General features: G+C 73.1%; 18 protein-coding genes. 10 read left to right on the forward strand and 8 right to left on the reverse strand.

The window, feature by feature from the left end; translation table 11 throughout:
* Positions 1 to 110: 110 nt before the first annotated feature.
* The 3 genes from AB0C21_RS19765 to AB0C21_RS19775 form a co-directional block, all read right to left on the reverse strand.
* A complete protein-coding gene (locus AB0C21_RS19765) occupies positions 111 to 1,271 on the reverse strand; it encodes an acyltransferase family protein (RefSeq protein ID WP_500205830.1) in 1,161 nt (386 codons plus the stop codon).
* A gap of 12 nt (positions 1,272 to 1,283) precedes the next feature.
* A complete protein-coding gene (locus AB0C21_RS19770) occupies positions 1,284 to 2,705 on the reverse strand; it encodes an LCP family protein (protein ID WP_500205832.1) in 1,422 nt (473 codons plus the stop codon).
* Positions 2,706 to 2,823: 118 nt separating this feature from the next.
* A complete protein-coding gene (locus tag AB0C21_RS19775) occupies positions 2,824 to 3,672 on the reverse strand; it encodes a TIGR03089 family protein (protein ID WP_500205834.1) in 849 nt (282 codons plus the stop codon).
* A 69-nt stretch (positions 3,673 to 3,741) separates the two neighbouring features.
* On the opposite strand from AB0C21_RS19775, the gene AB0C21_RS19780 reads away from it, so the two are divergent.
* Genes AB0C21_RS19780 through AB0C21_RS19790 form a run of 3 tightly spaced genes read left to right on the forward strand, consistent with a single transcriptional unit; the run spans position 3,742 to position 8,039 of the window.
* Positions 3,742 to 5,901: a hypothetical protein gene (locus AB0C21_RS19780; protein ID WP_500205836.1), complete on the forward strand. Its 2,160-nt coding sequence runs from the start codon at positions 3,742 to 3,744 to the stop codon at positions 5,899 to 5,901.
* A gap of 40 nt (positions 5,902 to 5,941) precedes the next feature.
* On the forward strand, positions 5,942 to 6,952 hold the full coding sequence (locus AB0C21_RS19785) for a glycosyltransferase family 2 protein (protein ID WP_500205839.1): 1,011 nt from the start codon (positions 5,942 to 5,944) through the stop codon (positions 6,950 to 6,952).
* Positions 6,953 to 6,956: 4 nt separating this feature from the next.
* Complete coding sequence (locus AB0C21_RS19790; RefSeq protein WP_500205841.1) at positions 6,957 to 8,039, forward strand: glycosyltransferase family 4 protein; 1,083 nt, start codon at positions 6,957 to 6,959, stop codon at positions 8,037 to 8,039.
* On the opposite strand, the gene trxA is transcribed toward AB0C21_RS19790, so the two are convergent.
* Both trxA and AB0C21_RS19800 read right to left on the reverse strand, forming a co-directional pair.
* Positions 8,020 to 8,343 carry a thioredoxin gene (gene trxA / locus AB0C21_RS19795; protein ID WP_149259125.1) on the reverse strand — a complete coding sequence of 108 codons (324 nt, stop codon included), beginning with the start codon at positions 8,341 to 8,343 and terminating at the stop codon, positions 8,020 to 8,022. The two genes, AB0C21_RS19790 and trxA, sit on opposite strands and share 20 nt — an antisense overlap.
* Entirely contained in the window at positions 8,340 to 9,326 is a 987-nt protein-coding gene (locus tag AB0C21_RS19800; protein WP_500206176.1) for a lysylphosphatidylglycerol synthase domain-containing protein, read from the reverse strand. Before AB0C21_RS19800 ends, trxA begins: the two co-directional genes overlap by 4 nt.
* 66 nt (positions 9,327 to 9,392) lie before the next feature.
* Here AB0C21_RS19800 and AB0C21_RS19805 point away from each other — a divergent pair, with 66 nt between their 5' ends.
* The 5 genes from AB0C21_RS19805 (at position 9,393) to AB0C21_RS19825 (ending at position 14,844) form a co-directional block, all read left to right on the forward strand.
* A complete protein-coding gene (locus AB0C21_RS19805) occupies positions 9,393 to 10,097 on the forward strand; it encodes a class I SAM-dependent methyltransferase (protein ID WP_500205845.1) in 705 nt (234 codons plus the stop codon).
* Positions 10,098 to 10,254: 157 nt separating this feature from the next.
* The gene (locus tag AB0C21_RS19810; RefSeq protein WP_500205846.1) at positions 10,255 to 11,403 is read left to right on the forward strand and encodes a glycosyltransferase family 4 protein; all 1,149 of its coding nucleotides are present in this window, start codon (positions 10,255 to 10,257) and stop codon (positions 11,401 to 11,403) included.
* Positions 11,404 to 11,433: 30 nt separating this feature from the next.
* Positions 11,434 to 12,501 carry a mannose-1-phosphate guanylyltransferase gene (gene manB / locus AB0C21_RS19815; protein WP_500205848.1) on the forward strand — a complete coding sequence of 356 codons (1,068 nt, stop codon included), beginning with the start codon at positions 11,434 to 11,436 and terminating at the stop codon, positions 12,499 to 12,501.
* A gap of 171 nt (positions 12,502 to 12,672) precedes the next feature.
* Positions 12,673 to 13,611, forward strand: coding sequence for a DNA-3-methyladenine glycosylase family protein (locus AB0C21_RS19820; RefSeq protein ID WP_500205850.1), 939 nt, complete (start codon positions 12,673 to 12,675; stop codon positions 13,609 to 13,611).
* 288 nt (positions 13,612 to 13,899) lie between these two features.
* The gene (locus tag AB0C21_RS19825) at positions 13,900 to 14,844 is read left to right on the forward strand and encodes a LysR family transcriptional regulator (protein ID WP_500205852.1); all 945 of its coding nucleotides are present in this window, start codon (positions 13,900 to 13,902) and stop codon (positions 14,842 to 14,844) included.
* A 77-nt stretch (positions 14,845 to 14,921) separates the two neighbouring features.
* Here AB0C21_RS19825 and AB0C21_RS19830 read toward each other — a convergent pair whose 3' ends face one another.
* From AB0C21_RS19830 to cofD, 3 genes are all read right to left on the reverse strand, one after another.
* On the reverse strand, positions 14,922 to 17,486 hold the full coding sequence (locus tag AB0C21_RS19830) for a bifunctional FO biosynthesis protein CofGH (protein WP_500205854.1): 2,565 nt from the start codon (positions 17,484 to 17,486) through the stop codon (positions 14,922 to 14,924).
* Between the two features lie 159 nt (positions 17,487 to 17,645).
* On the reverse strand, positions 17,646 to 18,926 hold the full coding sequence (locus tag AB0C21_RS19835) for a coenzyme F420-0:L-glutamate ligase (RefSeq protein ID WP_500206177.1): 1,281 nt from the start codon (positions 18,924 to 18,926) through the stop codon (positions 17,646 to 17,648).
* 47 nt (positions 18,927 to 18,973) lie between these two features.
* Complete coding sequence (gene cofD / locus AB0C21_RS19840; protein ID WP_500205856.1) at positions 18,974 to 19,927, reverse strand: 2-phospho-L-lactate transferase; 954 nt, start codon at positions 19,925 to 19,927, stop codon at positions 18,974 to 18,976.
* A 117-nt stretch (positions 19,928 to 20,044) separates the two neighbouring features.
* Between cofD and AB0C21_RS19845 the strand changes: the two genes are divergently transcribed.
* On the forward strand, positions 20,045 to 20,965 hold the full coding sequence (locus tag AB0C21_RS19845) for a hypothetical protein (protein WP_500205858.1): 921 nt from the start codon (positions 20,045 to 20,047) through the stop codon (positions 20,963 to 20,965).
* Positions 20,966 to 21,234: 269 nt separating this feature from the next.
* Positions 21,235 to 21,498, forward strand: a complete 264-nt coding sequence (locus AB0C21_RS19850) for a WhiB family transcriptional regulator (RefSeq protein ID WP_141581130.1) — start codon at positions 21,235 to 21,237, stop codon at positions 21,496 to 21,498.
* The last annotated feature ends 157 nt before the right edge of the window (positions 21,499 to 21,655 follow it).

A 21,655-nucleotide genomic window follows, 5' to 3' on the forward strand; every position in this document is an offset into this window, starting at 1 on the left:
AGCGCACTGCCCGTGGCGGGGGGCGTACTGCCCGTGGCGGGAGGCGGCGTGGGGAGGACGTCGGTCATATCTCCGGGGGGTTCGGGCCTCAGGGGGAGCGGGCCGGGTGTTCAGCGGGAGCGCGCGGGCCTTCTCAGGGGGGTGAAGACCCACGTCATCTTCGGTTCCAGCGCCCAGCTCATCGTCCGGACGACGGGGGCGGAGCACAGGAACGTTCCGACCACCAGGGCGCCGGCGACCACGATGACGACCCCGAGCGGGGTGTGCATCCAGTCGGCGCCCCACCAGCCGGTGAAGTTGAGCAGCCGGGTGACGAACCCGTGCAGCAGGTAGGCGTAGAGCGTGTAGGCGCCGAGCTTGGTGTACCAGTGCTCCCGGCGCGGGACGAGGCTGAGGAACGCGGCGACGAGCACGACCGCGGCGGCGAACATCGCGAGCCGCATCAGGGTGCCGGCGAAGTTGCCGACGCCGAGCGCGAAGTGCGGGTGCTTCCAGTAGATCCAGTCCCGCGACATGTGGTTCATGACGAGGTAGGAGCCGGCGAGGCCGGCGGCGAGCACCACCGCGCCGATCGGCCGCGCGGCCGGCCGCTTCAGCAGCTCGAAGTGCGCGGGCTTCAGCGTGAGGCCGAGGACGTAGAAGGGCAGCAGCCCGATCACCCGGTGGATGTCGAACGTCCCGCCGAGGTCGCTCATGTACGACAGCAGCGCGAACACCGTCGCCACGGCGAGCGGCCAGCGGATCTGCTGCCAGACCGGCGTGGAGAGCCGCCACATGAACAGCGCGCACAGGAACCACGTCAGGTAGTACGGGTTCAGCAGGCTGATCTCGAGGTGGTTGCGGCCCGCGAGCCAGTCGTACAGCGAGTAGGCGAACTCGAACACCACGTACGGCACGCCGACGTTGGTGATGAGCTTGCGCGCCTTGCCGCCGGCGAACGTCCAGTTCCGGGAGAAGTAGCCGGTGATCACGATGAACAGCGGCATGTGGAACATGTAGACGAACAGGTAGAGCCCCTTGGCCATCGGGACGTTCAGCAGGTTGGCCAGGGAGTGTCCCGCCACCACCAGCAGGATCGCGAAGTACTTCGCGTTGTCGAAGAACGGGTCGCGCACCTTGCGCGCGGGGCCCCGCGGCGCCGACCCGCCGGAGGAGGCGGTGCCCGCGGATCCGGGCGCCCCCGCCGCGGGGGGCGCCGCCGGGTCCGTGGACGTCGGCCGTTCGTCTCGCTGTGCCGCGTCGGCCCCCGAGGGCCTGGTGGTGTAGGTCATACGGCTGCCCGGTCAGGTCTCCTTGCAGATGTCGTCGCTGGCGCGGATCTCACCCTGCTGCTTCGGGATGCCGCTGCCGGCGCTCTTGAGTTTCGTCCAGTCGCGTCCGACGACCAGGTCGACGACGCCCGGAGTGCCGCCCGTGGTGCGCGCCGCGGCCTGCGGGTTGCTCGGGATCAGCGCGGTCAGGGTCTGGGCCTGCTGGTCGGCACCGGAACCGTACATCACCTTGGTGACGGCGGTGGGGGAGGGGGCGTTCCCGCCGACCGTGACCTGGAAGCCCTGCGACTCCAGGTCGGTGGCGACGCGCCCGGCCTGCCCGTCGATGCCGCTGCCGTTGTAGACCCGCACGCGCACCTGGCTCGGCGGGATCTTCGTGGCGCCCGGCTTGGGCTCCTTCGGCACGGTCTTGTCGTTGCGGACGGCGGCGAAGAACGGCTGGGCGTTCGGGGTGAGCGCCACCCGGTTCGGGTCGAGCGGGTCGGGCCCGGAGGGGACGGTCACGAAGCGCAGCTTGCCGGAGGTCATGCCCTGCATCTCCTGGCCGATGTCCATCATGACCTGCGGCGTCAGCTCCTTGTCGGTGGTGAGCGACTTGGTCACGGCGTTCATCAGCTGGAGCATGCGCCGGGGGTTGCTGAGCACGCCCGCGCTCATCGCCTTGCTGGCGAGGGCGCCCATGAACTTCTGCTGGCGCTTGATGCGGTCGGTGTCGGAGCCGTCGCCGAGGCCGTGCCGCACGCGCACGTACGCCAGCGCCGTCTCACCCTTGATCACGTGCTTGCCCCTGCTCAGCTTGAGCTTGGACTTGGGGTCGTTGACGTCCTTCGGCAGGCACACCGGCACGCCGCCGACGGCGTTGGTGATGGACTTGAAGCCGTTGAAGTCGACCTGCATGAAGTGGTCGATGCGGATGTTGGAGATGCTCTCGATCGTCTTGATGACGCAGGCCGCGCCGCCGTTGCTGAACGCCGAGTTGATCTGCGCGCGGGTCTGGGCCGGGATCACCCCGCCCTTGCGGCTCTTGCAGGAGGGCATCCGGACCATCAGGTCGCGAGGGAAGCTGATGCCCATCGCCTGGCCGCCGCCGGGGGACAGGTGCAGCAGGATCATCGTGTCCGAGCGCGGCACCTCGTTCTTCAGCGAGCGGCCGTACTTGGCGTTCGCGCCCTCGCGGGTGTCGGACCCGAGCATCAGGATGTTCATCGCGCTGTTCAGCTTCTTCGGCCGGTTGGGGCCGAGCTGGGCGTTGACGTCCTCGTGCGAGATGTTCCCGAACGCCTGGCGGTACAGGCCGTACGCGGTGAGCGAACCGACCACCATGACCGCCGACAGTCCGATGCACACCCAGCCGAGGATGCGCCAGCCGCGTCGCGGCGCCGGCTGCGGGTCGGCGTCGTCGACGTACTCCATGTACATCGGGTTGCTGTTCATCGGCTCCGAGGTCCGGGGGTATGGGCGGTTCCGGGGGTCCGGGGGCCGTTCCCCGGCTGGGGGCGGCCCGTGGGCTCATGGTTCGAACGGACGGGACGAGGGCAAAGGGAAGCGTAGGTCAGGGGAGGCGGTACGGGGAGCCGGATTCCGCATTCGGTCCGGACGTACCGGCCACCACCGTCACATGCTCCAGGGTCAGGCGACGATCTAGGGCGGCTTTGTCAAAGTTTCGTTGGATTATGACGGAAGCACCCGAGGCTAGTGGTGCGAGAAGGCCGGTCAGTACCCCGTCGAGTGTGGCGAAGGACATGTCAACCAGGAGCCGGTCGCGGGCGTCCAGCTCCCATTTCTCAACGGCCCCGCGCGCCGCGCCCACCAGGTCCGCTCCGCTGAATGTGGTCTTTGTCACACTCAACGCGGGCGCCTCCGGGGCGACCCGCGGGCCGGTGAACCGGTCACCGTACGTGCGCACCTCCGCCGCGTAGTCGGTCACGCCGGGCGGGCAGTCGGCGAGCGGGCCGCCGAGCGCGTGCAGCGAGAGGCCGACGACCTCTTCGGCCCCTCCTGCGAGCACCTCGTCCGCGAGCACGTCGTCCAGCACCTCCTGCGCCGCCGCCAGGATGTACGGACCGGAGGCCTCTGCCGGTTCGGCGCCGCCCCTCCCGAACGCCTCCGGGTCGACCGGTTCGGCGACGAGCCCGGCCGACCAGCAGGCCATCAGCCACACCGCTGTCTGCCAGTGCGGCGGCAGGACCAGGACGACCCGGGTGCCCGGCTCGGCGGCGAGGCCGTCCACCAGGAAGTTGGCCGTCTTCGCCACCCAGTTGTCGAACGTCCGCGCGGACAGCTCGACGCGTTCGCCGCTCGCGTCGTCGTAGAAGGTGACCAGCGGTCGGGACGGGTCGCCGGCGACCCGCCGCCGCAGCAGCTCCGCGGGCGTGCCCGCGTCCCCGGCTTGTGCGCTCATGCTCCGAGCGTATGCCCGCATGATCGTCGTGGCGCCGCCACCGCCCCGGTGCCGCTACGCTCCGCACGGGTGAAGGACGCAACAGTGGCGGGCGCGCGCCGCGGAGGCGAGCCGCACGGCGCCGAGCAAGGCGACGGCGGGCACCGCGGCGCGGGAGCACGGGGCGGAACCATGGACGCTGGTCGGCTGCTCGCCCGGGCCACCGCGGCCCCGGCGCTGGTCGTCGTCGCGTGGCTGGCGGTGTCGCTGCCGCTGCTGATGGCGGGCGTCTTCCGCCCCGCCCCGGCGGTCGCGCTGTTCGTGCCCGTCGCGGCCCTGGTGCTGTGGCTCGGCCTGCGGTCCCGCCCCGGGGACGTTCCGGGCGGACGCTCGGAGGGCCCGCACGCGGGGCAGCGCTGGCCGGTGTGGTCGGTCTTCGCCGTCACCGCCGCGTTCCTGGTGCTCCAGATCGTCATGTGCTCGGAGCAGATCGTCGTCCGCCGCGACCCGGCGTCCTACGTCCAGTTCGCGACCTGGCTGGCCGAGCACGGGTCGCTGCCGATCCCGCTGATGGAGGGGGCGTTCGGGGGCGCGCACGGCGTCCTGCGCTTCGACAGCCCCGCCTTCTACCAGGACGGCGGGGCCGTCGTGCCGCAGTTCATGGCGGGATGGCCGCTGGTGCTGGCGCCCGCCGGATGGATCGGCGGCGCCCACGGGATGCTGCTCATGGCGCCGCTGCTCGGCGCGTGCTGCGTGCTGTCGTTCGCCGGGCTGGTCGCGCGCCTCGTCGGCCCCCGCTGGGCGCCCGCCGGGGCGCTGCTGCTCGCGCTGACGCTGCCGATGCTCTATGTCTCCCGCAACACGTTCAGCGAGCTGCCCGCCATCATCCTGCTGCTGGGCGGCCTGTCGCTGATGTACGACTCCCGCGAGGACGCCGGTGACGGCCGGGACGGGCGGGTCGCCGGCCCCAAGGCCTTCCTCGCCGGGGCGGCGCTCGGCCTGATCGTGCTCGTCCGCATCGACGGACTGCGGGACGTCCTGCCGGTGGTGGCGTTCGCGGGCCTGCTCATCGCGCGCAGGCGTGCGGCCGGGTACTGGACGGCCGGGGGTCTGCTGCTCGGCGCGGGCGCCGGGGTCGTCGAGGGCTTCACGATGTCCCGGCCCTACCTGTCCTACCTGCGGTCGTCGCTCGTCCCGCTGGCGGCCATCGCCGCGGCGGTGCTCGTCCTGACCGTCCTCATGGCGGCCGCGCTGCGGTGGGACCGGACGGGGACCCGGCTGCGCCGCGCCGGCGCGGCGGTCGCGCGCGGCCGGGCGCCCGGCGCCGGCGCCGTCCTCACCGTGCTGGTGCTGGTGGGCTTCGCGGTCCGGCCGCTGGTGCAGACCGTCCGCCGCCCGCCCGCGACCCGGGACGACGAGCTGAACGTCCGGTTCATCGAGATGGTCCAGAAGATCCAGCACCTTCCGGTGGACGGCACCCGGCAGTACTCCGAGCTGTCCCTGTACTGGGTCGTCTGGTACATCGGCGTCCCCGCGCTGCTGTTCGCGGCGGTGGGCGCGGCGCTGCTGGTGCGGCGGCTGCTGCGCGGGCAGTCGCCGGAATGGCTGCTGCCCTTCGCGATGGTCGTCTGGACGACCGCGCAGGTGCTGGTGCGGCCGGGCATCACCCCCGACCACCCGTGGGCGTCCCGCCGGCTGATCGGCCTCGTCATCCCCGGCGTGCTGCTGTTCACGGTGTTCGCCTCGGCCTGGGCCGTCCGGCGCGTCCGGCGGCTCGGGTACGGGCCGAAGGCGGCGCGGGCGTGCGCGGTCGCCGGCGTCGCGCTGATGCTCGTGCCGATCGTGCTGACGTCCGGCGGCTACCTGGTCACGCGCACGGAGCAGGGCGAGGTCGCCGCCGTGGACGGGATGTGCCGCTCCCTGCGGCCGGGCGCCTCGGTCGTGGTGGTCGAGCAGGCCACCGCCGACCGGTTCCTCCAGGTCGTCCGCGGGATGTGCGGGCTGCCCGCCGCCCGCACGACCGGCGCCGCCTCGCGCGAGGACGTGCAGGGCGTCGTCGCCGGGGTGTACCGGGCCGGACGGCATCCGGTGATCATGGCGTCGAGGCCCGACCAGGTCGCCCCCTACGGGACGCCGCGGCGGGTGCTGCACGTGGTGACGCGGCAGGACGGGCGCACCCTCACCGGCCCGCCCGGCGGGACCTGGGGGCTGACCATGGACGTGTGGACGGCCGAGCCCGCGCGGCCGTAGTGGCCGCCGATGCGCGCGGGGGCGAGTATCCTCGCGCTGCGTGAGCACCCAGTCTGTCGAGCCGACGCCCCAGCCGCCCGCCGATGTGGAGCCCGCGTCCGAACCCGCGCCCGATCCCGTCCCCGCGCCCGGTCCCGCGCCCGCCGCGGTCGACGCGTCCGACGCCGTGCACGTCACGATCGTCCTGCCGTGCTACAACGAGCAGGACCACGTGATCGACGAGGTCGAGCGCATCTGCAAGGCGATGGACGCCAGCGGCAAGACCTACGAGCTGCTGGCCGTCGACGACTGCTCGACGGACGCGACGCTCGCCCGGCTGGAGGAGGCGGCGCCCCGCTTCCCGAACATGCGCATCATGGCGTTCCAGCACAACAGCGGGTCGGGCACCGTCCGGCGCATCGGCTCGCAGCAGGCCCGCGGCGACATCGTCGTGTGGACGGACGCCGACATGTCCTACCCCAACGAGCGGATCCCCGAGCTGGTCGAGGTCCTCGACACCGACCCGGCGGTCGACCAGGTCGTCGGGGCGCGCACGACCGAGGAGGGGACGCACAAGGCGCTGCGGGTGCCCGCCAAGTGGTTCATCCGCAAGGTCGCAGAGCGGCTCACGAACACCAGGATCCCCGACCTGAACTCGGGGCTGCGCGCGTTCCGCCGCGAGGTGTCGCTGCCGTACCTGCGGCTGCTGCCGCCCGGGTTCTCCTGCGTCACGACGATCACGATCGCGTTCCTGTCGAACCAGCACCCCGTCCGGTACATGCCGATCGACTACGCCAAGCGGGCCGGCAAGTCGAAGTTCCACTTCACCAAGGACGCCTACCGCTACATCCTTCAGGTGCTGCGGATGGTCATGTACTTCAACCCGCTCAAGGTGCTGATGCCGCCCGCGCTGTGGCTGATCGTGATCGGGCTGCTCAAGGGCGTGTTCGACATGGTGGTGCACTTCGGCTACTTCGCCAACAACACCATCATGATCTTCGTGACGGGGCTGATCATCGCGTCGCTGGCGCTGCTGGCCGACCTGATCGTCCGTTCCCGCGGCGACGTCTAGCGGCATGCGCGTCGCGATCGTCGGGCCCGCGTTCCCCTACAAGGGCGGCGGCGCCCGGCACACCACCGAGCTGGCCCACCGGCTGGCGGCGGCGGGCCACGACGTCGTCATCGAGTCGTGGCGGGCCCAGTACCCCTCGTTCCTGTACCCGGGGCAGCAGACGATCTCCGAGCCGGAGGGGGAGCCGTTCCCCGGGACCCGGCGCCGGCTCGACTGGCGCCGCCCTGACGGCTGGTGGCGCACCGGCCGCGCGCTGCGGTCGAGCGACCTGGTCGTCCTGGTGGTGCTGAGCACCGTCCAGGTGCCGTCCTACCTCGGGATCCTCGCCGGCCTCCGCGGCCGGACCCCGGTGGTGGCGCTGTGCCACAACGTCCTGCCGCACGAGCGCAAGCCGTACGACGAGCCGCTGATGCGGCGCCTGCTGCGGAAGGTCGACGGGGTGCTCGTCCACACCGAGGCCCAGGCGGAGCTGGCGCGCACGCTCACGGGGCGGCCCGTGCGGGTCGCGGAGATGGCCGCGCACCTGCCGGCGGCCACCGCCGCCGCGCCCGGTGACGGGAAGGTCCGCCGGCGGCTGCTGTTCTTCGGGATCGTCCGCCCGTACAAGGGGCTGGACGTCCTGCTCCGGGCCCTCGCCGAAGGCCCGGACGACGTCGCGCTGACCGTCGCGGGGGAGTTCTGGGGCGGCCTCGACGAGACCCGCGAGCTGATCCGCTCGCTGGACCTGACGTCACGGGTGGAGCTGCGGCCCGGCTACGTGCCCGCCGCCGATGTTCCGGGACTCTTCGCCGCCGCCGACGCGCTCGTCCTGCCGTACCGGACGGCGACCGCGTCACAGAACGTCTGGATGGCCTACGAGCACGGCCTCCCGGTGATCGCCACCGATGTGGGCGGGTTCGCCGAGCAGATCCGCGACGGCGTGGACGGGCTGGTCTGCGCGGCCGGCGACGTGCCGGCGCTCGCCGGCGCCCTCCGCCGCTTCTACGCGCCGGGGGAGCCGGAGCGGCTGCGCTCCGGCGTCCGCCCGGTCGACCACGGCCCGGTGTGGGCCGCCTACCTCGACGCCCTTACAGGTGCGGTTCGATGACCTTCATCAGGGCGCGCTTCGGCTTGGCGCCGACGATCTGCTCCACGACCTCGCCGTTCTTGAGGAGCAGCAGGGTCGGCAGGCCCATGACGCCGTACTTGCCCGGCGTCTGCGGGTTCGCGTCGTAGTCCATCTTCGCGATCTTGATCTTGCCGTCCTGCTCCTGCGCGATCTGCTCCAGGATCGGAGCGATCATCCGGCACGGCCCGCACCAGTCGGCCCAGAAGTCGACCAGTACGGGAGTGTCGCTGCTCAGGACCTCGTCCGCGAACGTCGCGTCGGTCACGGTGATCGGGGCCGTCACGGTCCCTCCTTCGTAGGCTGCGCGCCCGTCGTGGGCTGCGTACCGGTCACAAGTTCCTCCGGCCGCTGTTCATTCCCGGCGGCCGGGGCCGTCCTGCCGAGCAGGAGCGCGACGCCCGCGTTCAGGAGGTCGGCGGCGGTCAGCAGCACCCGGGACGCGATCGCGACCACGACCGGGGCGCCCGCCGGGAGCACCGGCGTCAGCACGACCGTCAGCGCCGCCTCCCGCGCCCCGATGCCGCCCGGCGCGATGAAGACGAGGAAGCCGGCGACGAACGCCAGCGCGTACGCCCCGGTCGCCAGGAACGGCAGCCCCTTGCCGTCGCCGCCCACGGCCGCGCACAGCAGCCAGGTGTGCACGCCGAACAGGGCCCAGCCGAGGACCGTCCACCCGACGGCCCTGAGCGTCGCGCCCAGGCTGACCGGGTGCTCCAGCGGCGGCCGCCGCACGAGCCTGAGCAGCACGCCGAGCGCCCAGCTCACGATCTTCGGGTGGAGCATCGCCAGCAGGACGGGCGCCAGCAGGAACAGCCACCAGTACTCCCGGCGCGCCGCCGCGGAGGTCAGCGGCAGTGTCACCGCCGCGACCGCGAGCCCGCACGAGGTGGACGTCGCGACCGCCAGCAGCGTCGAGCCGAAGCTGCGCTCGGGCGGCACCTTGTGCTCGCGCGTCATCTCGATCTGGGTGACCAGCGCCCACACCTTGCCCGGGACGTACTTGCCGAGCTGGCTGATCCCCGAGATCCGGAAGATGGCCCGCACCGGCAGCGGCGATCCGAGCCCGGCGAGGAACTCCCGCCAGCCGAGCATCCAGACGAAGAGCCCCGCCAGCCCCGCGGCGAGCGCCCCGGCGAGCGCGGCCCACGACATCTGCTGGAACGCGTCCACCGTGGCGTCCCACTGGGACGCCACGCTGTAGCCGCAGAACGCGAGCGCGAGCAGGACCAGGAGCACGCGCAGGCCCCGGACGGCGACGACCTTCATCTTCACGCGCCCAGCGTAGGCGAACGTGACCTCGCGGCCGTCCGATCGGCCTAGAGTTGGGGGGCGATGAAGATTTCGGATGTGGTCGCCTTCATGGGGCACCAGGTGCACGTGTGCCGGTACCGCGAGGCGGGGACGCTGCTCGACTGGATGGGGCGCGACCTGCGCGGCAAGCGGGTCCTCGACGTCGCGGGCGGTGACGGCTACTGGGCCGGCCGCGCGCGCCGGCGCGGCGCCGACGCCGTCTCGATCGACCTGGCCCGCGGCAAGATGGTCTACGGGCGGACGCTCGCGCACGCCCCCGCGCTGATCGAGTGCGACGCGCTGCGGCTCCCGTTCGCGGACGGCTCGTTCGACGCGGTCCTGTCGGTCTGCGCGATCGAGCACTTCGACGACGGCGGCAGGTCGCTGGACGAGATGGCGCGGGTGCTCAGGCCGGGCGGTGAGATCTTCATGTCCGCCGACGTGCTGAGCCGCGCCGACGCCTGGCCGAAACTGCGCGACGCGCACAAGGCCAAGTACCACGTCCAGCACACCTACACCCACGACAGCCTGAGCAAGCTGATGGACGAGCGCGGCCTCGACCTCGTCCGGTACAGCTACCAGTTCCGCACCGCCGCCACCGAGCGCCTCTACCTGTCCCTGTCCACCTATGGGGGCAAGGTCGGTTTCAATGCGGCGGCGCCGCTCACCCCCCTCGTCGCCCTCGCCGACCGGGCGGCCCCGAACGAGCGCGGCAGCATCGTTCTGGTCCGGGCCCGAAAAAGATAGGGGCGCGCGAAAGCCAGGGCGCGTAAGAGGTTCGCGTGTGGGGAGGGCCCCTCACGATGAATCGCGTGGAACGAGATCCGGCGAGTGCGCGCCCTCCGGGCGTACGCTCGAAGAGTAAAGAGTGATCTACGCCACCGCGCTGGATGGGGGAAGGACCGTGGCGCCTCGGATTCTGCTCGACGCCACCGCCGTGCCTGCCGACCGCGGCGGGCTCGGCCGGTACGTGGACGGGCTGCTGTGCGCCCTGCACCGGCAGGGCGCCGACCTCGCCGTAGCCTGCCAGCGCGCGGACGCGGAGCGCTATGAGGGCCTCGTGCCCGGGGCGCAGGTGGTCGCGGGCCCCGCGACGCTCTCGCACCGCGCCACCCGGCTGGCGTGGGAGCAGTCGGGCCTGCCGCACGTGGCCGCGCGCGTCGGCGCGGAGGTCATCCACCTGCCCACCTACACGATGCCGGTGAGCGCGGGCCTGCCGACCGTGGTGACCATCCACGACGTGACGCTGTTCGCCGAGCCGGAGCTGCACGACCCGGTGCGCACGTCCTACATCAAGTCGGCGACCCGCAACGCCGCCCGCCGCGCGACGCGGCTCATCGCCCCGTCCCGCGCGACGCGCGACGAGCTGGTCAGCCTGCTCGGCGCCGACCCGTCCCACATCGACGTCGCCTACCACGGCGTCGACCACGAGGTCTTCCACCGCCCGTCCGAGGCGGAGGTCAAGCACGTCTCCGACCGCCTCGGCCTGCACGGCCGCCCCTACGTCGCCTACCTGGGCGCGCTGGAGCCGCGCAAGAACGTCCCGAACCTGATCCGCGGCTGGGTGAAGGCCTGCGCCGGGCGCGAGGACGCCCCGGCGCTCGTGCTCGCGGGCAGCGGCGGCTGGGACGACGAGGTCGACGCGGCCCTCGCCACCGTCCCCCTGGAGCTGCGCGTCCTGCGCCCCGGCTACCTGCCCTGGCCGGCCCTGCCCGGGTTCTTCGGCGGCGCCCTGGTCGTCGCGCTCCCGAGCCGCGGCGAGGGCTTCGGGCTGCCCGTCCTGGAGGCCATGTCCTGCGGCGCGCCCGTCCTCACCACCCACCGCGGGCCCCTCCCCGAGGTCGGCGGCGACGCGGTCGCCTACACCGAGCTCGACCCGGACGGCATCGGCTCCGCCCTCGCCGCCCTGATCGACGACCCGCCGCGCCGCGCCGAGCTGGCGGAGGCCGCCCACGCCCGCTCCGAGCGGTTCTCCTGGTCGGCGTCCGCGGAGGCGCACATGGCCTCCTACCAGCGGGCCGTGGAGCAGTACGCGAAGGCCCGCACCCACTAGGCTCGCTTCCAACCCGGCGAAAGGAACCGAGTGGAAGCGATCCTCCTGGTGGGCGGTCAGGGCACCCGCCTGCGCCCCCTGACGATCTCCACGCCGAAGCCCCTGCTGCCCACCGCCGGGGTGGCGTTCCTCGCCCACCAGCTGGCCCGCGCGCACGCCGCGGGCGTCGAGCGCATCGTGTTCGCCACGTCCTACCGCGCCGAGATGTTCGAGGCCGCCTTCGGCGACCGCGCCTACGGGGTCGACCTCGCCTACGTCAGCGAGGACGAGCCGCTCGGCACCGGCGGCGCCATCCGCAACGCCTCCCGCGCCCTCACCTGCGGACCTGACGACCCGGTCCTCATCCTGAACGGCGACATCCTGTCGGGCCACGACGTCCGCGCCCAGGTCAAGCTGCACGAGGAGGCCGACGCGTCGGTGACGCTCCACCTCACCGAGGTCGACGACCCGTCCCGCTTCGGCTGCGTCCCCACGGCCGACGACGGCCGCGTCACCGCGTTCCTGGAGAAGACGCCCCATCCGGTGACGAACCAGATCAACGCCGGCTGCTACGTCTTCCGCCGCTCGGCCGTCGACGCGATCCCCGAGGACGAGGTGGTCTCCGTCGAGCGCGAGACGTTCCCGTCCCTGATCTCCTCCGGCGCGGTGGTCATGGGGTACGTCGAGTCGGGCTACTGGCTGGACGTCGGCACCCCCGAGGCCTTCGTCAAGGGCTCGCGCGACCTCGTCCTCGGCGCCCTGACCTCGCCCGCCATGCCCGGCGAGCCGGGCGAGCGCCTCGCCCTCGAGGGCGCGCGTGTGGCGCCGGGCGCGGTCGTGCGCGGCGGTACCACCGTCGGCCGGGGCGCCGTGGTCGAGGCGGGCGCCACCGTGGTCGGCAGCGTCCTGCTGGAGGACTCGTTCGTCGCCGAGGGCGCCACCGTCCGCGACTCGGTCCTCAGCCGGGGTGCCCGGGTCGGCCCCGGCGCGGTCCTCGACGGCGTCGTCCTGGGCGACGGCGCCGTGGTCGGGCCCGGCAACGAACTGCGCTGCGGCGTCCGCGTCTGGCCCGGCATAGAGCTGCCCCCGACCGCCGTCCGGTTCTCTACCGACGCCTGAGGCAGTCGGCGGAAGCGGTCGTCTTACCGGGTCTCCACAGGCGTTCGGCCCGTCCGCCCGGCGGCCGGGAGTCGATCGCCGTCTGACGGGTGGCAGACTGAAAGCCGGGAGCACCGAGGTGCGGAGGCCCTGGTGGGCCGGTGGGTGTGTCAAGCAGGGAGAGTCGGCTCGTTGAGCGTTGCGGAACCGTCGTCCGGGGTGGCCGGTGAGGCGACCGCTGGGCGCCTCACCGGCCGGGTCCGGGAGTGGCGGCCGCCGTGGCCGCTGGATCTGCGCGACGCGCTGGCGCCGCATCGGCGCGGGTCGCGCGATCCGGCGTTCCGGATCGAGCGGGACGGGTCCGTCTGGCGGGCGTCCCACACTCCGGACGGGCCCGGCACGCTGCGCCTGCGCCGGGCCGGGGACGCCGTCGAGGCCACGGCCTGGGGGCCGGGCGCCGAATGGCTCCTAGACGGGGTACCCGAACTACTGGGGGCCGACGACGAGCCGGAGGGGTTCGTCCCGCGGCACGACGTCCTCCGCGACCAGGCGCTCAGGCGGCCGGGGCTGAGGATCGGCCGGACGCGCCGCGTCTTCGAGGCGCTCGTTCCGGCGGTGATGGAGCAGAAGGTGCTCGGGCAGGAGGCGTGGCGGGCGTGGGCCTACCTGCTGCGCAGGTTCGGGCAGCCCGCGCCCGGCGCCCCGCACATGCGGGTCCCGCCGCCGCCGGAGGTCTGGATCGCGATTCCCTCGTGGGAGTGGCACCGGTCCGGGCTGGAGGCCGTCCGGGCCCGCACCATCATCGGGGCGGCGCGGGTCGCGCGGCGGCTGGAGGAGGACCCGGCCGAGGCGCGGCTGCGGTCGCTGCCGGGCATCGGCGTCTGGACGGCCGCCGAGGTCAGGCAGCGCGCGGCGGGCGATCCCGACGCCGTCTCCGTCGGCGACTACCACCTGCCCGGCCTGGTCGGCTGGGCGCTGGCGGGCCGCAAGGTCGACGACGCCGGGATGCTCGAACTGCTGGAGCCCTACGCCGGTCATCGCTACCGGGTCACCCGGCTGCTGGAATCGTCCGGGATGCACCCGCCGAGGCGCGGCCCCCGGTTGCCTGTCCGGGACTACCGGTCCTTCTGACCGGGGCCTGCGCCGTCCGGCGGCGCAGCCAGAAGTTGTTCGGGGCCCAGTCGAGGCCGTCCCTGCTGTCGGCGCCGAAGAGGGGGCCGAGGACGGCGAGGGCGATGATCAGGCCGAGTACGTACAGCATCTCTTCTTCCTTGGGATCGCAGTGGCAGCGTTCCCGCGCGGGACGAGCGGAGGAGCCGGGGTCACCGCCTCTTCTTCCGTCGCACCTACAGTTTGACTCCGTCCAACATTGAGGTCCAGCGACGCTTTCTGGAGGGATTGTGTAAGAATCGCTTCACTATGCTGGATCTCGGGCGATTGCGGGTGCTGCGCGAGCTCAAGCTGCGCGGAACGCTCGCGGCGGTCGCCGACTCCCTGGGCTACACGCCGTCCGCGGTGTCGCAGCAGCTCGCGCAGTTGCAGCGGGACGTCGGCGTGCCGGTCGTCGAGCGCGCCGGGAGGCGGCTGCGGCTGACCGAGGCGGGCGAGGTGCTCGTCGTGCACGCCGAGGCGCTGCTGGCGCGGGCGAAGCGGGCCGAGGAGGAGGCGCTCGCGGCGAGCGGGCGCGTCGCGGGGGCGGTGCGGCTCGTCGGCTTCCAGACGGCGCTGCTGCACGTCCTCGCCCCGGCCCTGCCGCGGCTGGCGGAGGCGTATCCCGATCTCGTGGTGGACGTGCTGGACGAGGAGTTCCACCGGGTGCTCCAGGCGCTGGTGCTCCAGGAGATCGACGTGGTGCTGACCGACGAGTACTCGCACCTGCCGCGCCCGCGCAGGCCCGAGCTGACCTCCGAGGTCCTCGTCACCGAGATCATGCGGGTCGGGATGCCCGAGGACCACCCGCTCGCCCGCGCGGACGGCCCGGTGCGGATGGCCGACCTGGCCGGCTGTCCGTGGGCGACCGGGCACGTCGGCACCAACCACGCCGACCTGCTCGAGCGGACGTGCGTGGAGCTGGGCGGTTTCCGGCCCGACGTCCGCTACCGGTCCAACGACCTGATGGTCATCTTCGCGATGGTCGCCCAGGGCGGCGCCGTCTGCCTGGTGCCCGACCTCGCGCTCGCCGAGCGGGAGGAGGGCATCGTCGTGCGGGACGTCGCGGACGCCCCCGTGGAGCGCCGCATGGTCCTGTGGACGCGCGTCGGCGCGGAGGTGCGGCCCTCGGTCGAGGCCGTCCTGCGCGAGCTGCGCCGCTCGGCGGACCAGCTGGTCGAGCGCCGCCCCAGCGTCCGCCGCGGCGCGCCCTGATCAGCCCTTCGCGACGAGCGGGCCGCGCCGGTGGGGAGCGCCCGCGGGACGGCTCCGCCACCGGCGCAGCTCACCGGTCATACCGGACGGGACACCGGGGTCAGGGTGAGCGCCTGCCGCCCGAATTGCCCGATGCCGTCCGTGCGGCGGGACGCCTCCAGGCGCTCGGCCGGGACCTCGCCGTAGAGGGTGGTGCGCTGCCTGGCGGGCCGGCCCGCGCGCGCCGCTATCGCCTCCAACTCGCTGATGGGCTTGAACGACCCGTTCTCCGAGCCGGCCATGCGGCTGATCGTCTCCTCCATGAGCGTCCCGCCGAGGTCGTTCACCCCGCCCTGCAGGACGCGCGTGCACAGTTCGTCCCCGAGCTTCACCCAGGACGTCTGGATGTTGGGGATCGCGCCGTGCAGCAGGATGCGCGCGAGGGCGTGGACGGCGACGTTCTCCCGCGCGGTCGGCCCCGGGCGCGCGAGCCCGGCGAGGTAGATGGGCGAGTTGTGGTGGACGAAGGGCAGCAGCACGAACTCGCTGAAGCCGCCCGTCCGCTCCTGGATCGACCGCAGCAGCCTGATGTGCGCGACCCAGTGCGCGGGCGTGTCCACATGCCCGTACATCATCGTGGACGTCGTCGGGATACCGATCTCGTGCGCGGTCGTCACGACCTCGACCCACTGGTCGGTGGGCAGCTTCCCCTTGGTCAGCACCCACCGCACGTCGTCGTCCAGGATCTCGGCGGCCGTCCCCGGCAGCGAGTCGACGCCCGCCTCCTTCGCCGCCTCCAGCCACTCCCGGATCGACAGGTCCGTCCGGGACGCGCCGTTCACGACCTCCATCGGGCTGTAGGAGTGCAGGTGGATGCCGGGCGCGCGGCGCTTCACCTCGCGGGCGAGGTCGAAGTAGGCGGTGCCGGGCAGGTCCGGGTGGATGCCGCCCTGCATGCAGACCTCGGTGGCGCCCGCCTCCCACGCCTCGTCCACGCGGTCGCCGACCTGCTCCAGGGACAGCGTGTACGCGTCGGCGTCCGTGCGGCGCTGCGCGAACGCGCAGAACCGGCAGCCGGTGTAGCAGACGTTGGTGAAGTTGATGTTGCGGGTGACGACGTAGGTGACCTCGTCGCCGACGGCGTCGCGCCGCAGGCCGTCGGCCAGCGCGGCGAGCGCGTCCAGCTCCGGGCCGTCGGCGTGCAGGAGGGCCAGCGCCTCGTCGTCCGACAGCCCCGCGGGGTCGCGCTCCGCGCGCGCCAGGGCGGCCTTGACGTCGGCGTCGAACCGCTGGGGCGCGGCCATGCGGTCGCGCAGCGCGTCCCAGTCGCCGTACACCTCGTCGAAGTCGTCGCGCCGGTCCGCGGTGCGGCCGGTCGTGTCGATCTCGGTGTGCAGGTCGGTCCGGCCGGACGCCGTGAAGCCGCCGTCGGGCTCCTGCCAGGGGCGCCCCTCGAGGACGGCGTCCTCGCGCGCCAGCCCGGTCGCGGGGTCGGCAAGGGCGGCGACGTGGCCCGCGAGCCGCGGGTCCAGCCACGGCTCACCGCGGCGCACGTACTCGGGGTAGATCGTCAGGCGCTCGCGCAGCTCGAACCCGGCCCCGGCGGTCCGGGCGGCCAGCTCGTCGATCTGCGGCCACGGCCGCTCCGGGTTCACGTGGTCGGGCGTCAGCGGCGACACCCCGCCCCAGTCGTCGATCCCGGCGCGCAGCATCAGCGCGTACTGGTCGGCGACGAGGTTCGGGGGCGCCTGGACGCGCGCCTTCGGCCCGAGGACGAGCCGCGTCACCGCGATCGTCGCGGCCAGCTCCTCCAGCTCGGCGTCCGGGGTGTCGCGCATCTTCGTGTCCGGCTTCGCGCGGAAGTTCTGGACGATCACCTCCTGGATCGCCCCGTACTCGCGCATCGTCCGCCGGATCTCGAAGATCGCGTCCGCGCGCTCCTCGACCGTCTCGCCGATCCCGATGAGGATGCCGGTCGTGAACGGCACGTTCGTGCGGCCCGCGTCCTCCAGCACCCGCAGCCGGACCGCCGGGTCCTTGTCCGGAGACCCGAAGTGGGGGCCGCCGCGCTCGCTGAACAGCCGCGTCGCGGTCGTCTCCAGCATCATCCCCATGGACGGCGCGACCGGCTTGAGCCGCTGGAAGTCGCGCCAGGTCAGCACCCCGGGGTTGAGGTGCGGCAGCAGCCCGGTCTCCTCCAGCACCCGGATCGCCATCGCGCGCACGTACGAGAGCGTGTCGTCGTAGCCGTGCGCGTCCAGCCACTCGCGGGCCGGGCGCCACCGGTCCTCGGGCCGGTCCCCGAGCGTGAACAGCGCCTCCTTGCAACCCATCTCCGCGCCCCGGCGCGCGATCTCCAGCACCTCGTCGGGGCTGAGATAGGGGGAGTCCAGCCGGTGCGGGACGGTCGCGAACGTGCAGTACCCGCAGCGGTCCCGGCACAGCCGGGTCAGCGGGATGAAGACCTTGCGGCTGTAGGTGATGACGCCGGGGCGGCCCGCGGCCTCCAGTCCGGCGTCGCGGACGCGGGCCGCGTGGGCGAGCAGGTCGTCGAGCTGCGCCCCGCGGGCCCGCAGCAGTGTGGTGGCCTCGGATCGGTCCAGTGTCTTGCCGTCGCGCGCGCGGGCCAGGGCCCGGCGAAGAGCGGAGCTCGTGCCGTCCATGCGGGCACTCTATGCCAATCGTCATATTCTGCGCCGCGCCGGGGGTCCGAGAAACCGGACAAAAAGATCGGCCCCGGCTGTTCAAGCCGGGGCCGCTCCGCATCTATTCCCGCGCCGTCACCGGACCGGGTTCACCGGGCCGGGTTCACCGGGCCGGATTCACCGTGTCTCGATGAAGGCGTCCGGGCTGCGCGGCGGCCGCTCGCGCGGGGGCGCGGCGGCGTGGCCCACCCCGACGGCGCCCATCGGGTCCCAGTCGTCCGGCAGGTCGAGGACGTCGCGCACCACGTCGCGGCAGAACATCGTGCTCGACACCCAGCACGAGCCGAGCCCCTCCACGGCCAGCGCGACCAGCAGGTTCTCCACGCCGGCCCCGGCCGCCACCACGAACATCTCGCGCTCGGCGCGCGAGCGCCGCTCGTCCGGGTAGTCGTGCGAGCCGTCCATGACCAGGCACGGGACGACGAGGTAGGGGGCCCGGCGCAGCACCTCGCCGCGCCGCAGCCGCTTGGTGACCGACTCCTCGGAGAAGCCGTCGCGGCGCAGGTCGGCCTCCCAGGCGTCGCGCATCGCGTCCAGCAGCCGCGTCCGGGACTCCGCCGACTCCAGCAGGACGAACCGCCACGGCGTGGTGTGGTGCGGCGCCGGCGCGGTGATCGCGGCGCCGACCGCGCGCCGCACCGCCGCCGGGTCCACCGGCTCGGCGGTGAACTCGCGGATCGTGCGCCGCGCGCGCAGCACGTCCGCCGACCCGAAGCGGAACATGTCCTCCTCGGGGGGACGCACCAGCGCCCGCGCGCCGGGCCCGTCCTCGCGCGTGACCAGGCCGGGCAGCCCGCGCACGACCGCGATCGGCACGCCCTCCAGCTTGCCCTTGACCAGGTCGCCGGCCGCCGCGATCTCGTCGGCGACGGCAGTGATCGTGGCGTCCAGCCGGTTGCCGTAGGCGTCGTCGCGCCCGCGCAGGTCGCTGAGCGGGGCCAGCCCGGCCGCGCCGATCGCCGCGTCCGTCAGCCCGTTGCGCCAGGGCCGGCCGAGCGTGTCCGACACGATCACGGCCACGTCGGCGCCGGTCCGCTCCCGCACCCCGGCGCGGATGCGCCGCGCCGAGGCGTCCGGGTCCTCCGGCAGCAGCAGCACCGTGCCGGGCCGGGTGTTGGACGCGTCCACGCCGGCGGCGGCCAGCACCAGCCCCTGCCGCGTCTCCACGATCCGGGTCTCGCCGCGCGCGTGCGCCCGCCGCGCCACCACCCGCACGGTCTCGGCGTCGATGGCCTTCTCCCGGTCGCCCGCGACCAGGACCCGCCCCTCCGCCTTGCTGACGATCTTGGAGGTGACCACGAGCACGTCGCCGTCCTCGACGGTCCCGTCCGGGATCAGCGCCGCGATGTCGGCGCCCTCGGCGACCTCCGGCAGCCCCGGCACCCCGAAGACCTCGATCCGCTGCGGGGGGACGGCCCCGCGGTCCGCTCCGCCCGGTCCCGCGCTCACTCGGCGACCCCCGCCCGCTTCAGCTCCACCGCGACGTCGAGGGCCGCGCGCGCGATCGCGGCGGTCGCCTCGGCGTCGCGCATCAGCAGCGGGCGCGAGCGCACCTCGATGCCCTCGACCCGCACGCCGGCGTCGGCCTCGTCGACGAGCCAGCCGTCCAGCAGCCCGAGGCCGTAGTGCTCGGCGACCGCGCGCGCCGACGTCTCCACCCCGATCGCGGTCAGGCACGCGTCGGCCATCCCCCGCACGGGCGCACCGCCGACGATGGGCGACACGCCCACCACGGTCTTGGCCGCGACCGCGTCCCGGATGCCGGGCACCGCGAGGATCGTCCCGATGCTCACCACCGGGTTGGACGGCGGGAACAGCACCACGTCGGCGGCCTCGACCGCCGCCAGGACCCCCGGCGCCGGCTTGGACTCCGCTGCGCCGACCGCCGCGATCGACAGCGCCGGGACCGAGGCGCGCATCCGCACCCACCACTCCTGGAAGTGGATCGCGCGCCGCCCCTGCTCGTCCTCGACCACCACGTGCGTCTCGACCTGGTCGTCGGTCATCGGCAGCAGCCGGACCCCGGGCCGCCACCGGTCGCACAGCGCCTCGGTGACCGCCGACAGCGGGTAGCCGGCCGCCAGCATCTGGGTCCGGACGATGTGCGTGGCGAAGTCGCGGTCGCCGAGCCCGAACCATCCCGGCCCCACCCCGTAGGCGGCCAGTTCCTCCTTGACGGTGAACGTCTCCTCCGCCCGGCCCCAGCCCTGCTCCTCGTTGATGCCGCCGCCGAGGGTGTACATCACGGTGTCCAGGTCGGGGCACACCCGCAGGCCGAACAGGGAGATGTCGTCCCCGGTGTTGCCGATGACGGTGATCTCCGCCTCCGGGGCGGCCGCCAGGAGCCCGCGCAGGAAACGGGCGCCGCCGATCCCGCCCGCCAACGCCACGATCTTCATGGCCTTAACCCTACGGTGATCCCCGGGGCGACCGGAGGGGTCGCCGCTCCGGGCGACACTATGCAAAGCTTTGCCTGCAATGGGGAACGGCCCGTCCTGAGCCTTGGAGATGTCACCGTGAACAAGGAAGCCGTCCAGCGCCTGCGCGAACCGGCCGCCTGGGTTTTGCTCGCCGCGGCGGGCGTGCATCTTCTCGCGGGCATCATCTCGCTTCTCGGCGGCGGGGGCAGCTTCACGCTGCGCGCCCTCGCCCAGACCAACGACGGGACGTTCCTGCAGGTCGCGATGGTCGGCCTCGTCGTCCTGGCGGTGGCGCTGACGACCTCGGGCGCCACCCCGACCCCGCAGGCGCGGACGATCGCGATGGGGGCGCTCGGCATCCTCGGCGGCATCGCGCTGTTCGGCGTGATCTCGTGGCTGAGCGGGATGCTCGCGAACTCCGACTACGCCGGCGCGGTGAGCAAGCTCACGACCTTCCTGGTCGGCGCCGGCGACCTGGCCGTGGTCGGCGTCGGCGGCTGGTACGCCTTCACGGTCTTCCAGGGGATGCAGCCCCCGCGCCCGCAGCCGCAGATGCAGCAGGGGGCCTACCCCGACTTCGGCTACCAGCAGGGTCAGCAGGGTCAGCAGGGCCAGCAGCAGTACGGGCAGCAGCAGTACGGCCAGCAGCAGTACCAGCAGTACCAGCAGTACGGGCAGCAGCAGGCCGCCGAGGGCCAGCAGGCTCCTCAGCAGGGGTACGAGCAGCAGTACGGCCAGCAGCAGTACGGCCAGCCCGCCCAGCAGGGCTACGAGCAGCAGCAGTACGGCCAGCAGGAGTACCAGCAGTACGGCGGCCAGGGCGGCTACCAGGCCGGGCAGCAGGGCCAGCCGTCCGCCGACCAGGAGGAGATGGGCGAGTGGACCCGCGCCTACGGCGGTGGCGGCGGCTCCGGACAGGACCAGGGCCCGCAGGGCACCCAGCCCGCCCCGCCGCAGGCCGGCGACCAGGAGGGCGGCGACTGGTACCGGGACAACCGCCCCCCGCCCCCGCAGTAGTACCCGCGGCCGGACCCGCCGTGAAGCCTCCCGCGAACCCCCTCGGTGAGGCCTCGCCTTCGCGGTGACCGCCCGATTAACTGATCTTCATCTGAAGGTCAGCATGCCCATCCCGGCAAAACCCGCTATGTCGCCCGGGAATGCCTTCCGGCTTGACGGGGCGGCTGATACACGCGTGTAATTTCGTCCGTGTAGTTTCAATGCCGTCTCGGGGGAAGGAAGCTCTGGAGGGCATTGACCAGGGGGTTCCACGGGCAGGGAGGTGCGCTGTGAGCGAGGTGGTCATCCCGCTGGCGCACGGCACAGAGGACGAAGAGTTGGGCTGGCAGGAGCGCGCCCTGTGCGCGCAGACGGATCCGGAGGCGTTTTTTCCGGAGAAGGGCGGCTCCACTCGCGAGGCCAAGAAGGTGTGCCGGGCATGCGAGGTGCGTACGGAGTGCCTTGAGTACGCGCTGCAGCACGACGAACGGTTCGGCATCTGGGGAGGGCTTTCCGAGCGCGAGCGCCGGAAGTTGAAGCGCCAGGCCGTCTGACCCGGCGGGCCGCGACCCCGGATCTCGGGGGATCCGGAGCGTGCCCGGCGCGGCCACGCGTACAGTTATCAGCCGTGCCGGCCCCAGGGCCGGCACGGCTGACGCTCGTTCAGCGCCGGATGCCCGTTCGGCACCGGCCGTTCGGCCAGCACTGCCA

This window comes from Spirillospora sp. NPDC049024 (assembly GCF_040649235.1).
Lineage (GTDB): Bacteria > Actinomycetota > Actinomycetes > Streptosporangiales > Streptosporangiaceae > Spirillospora.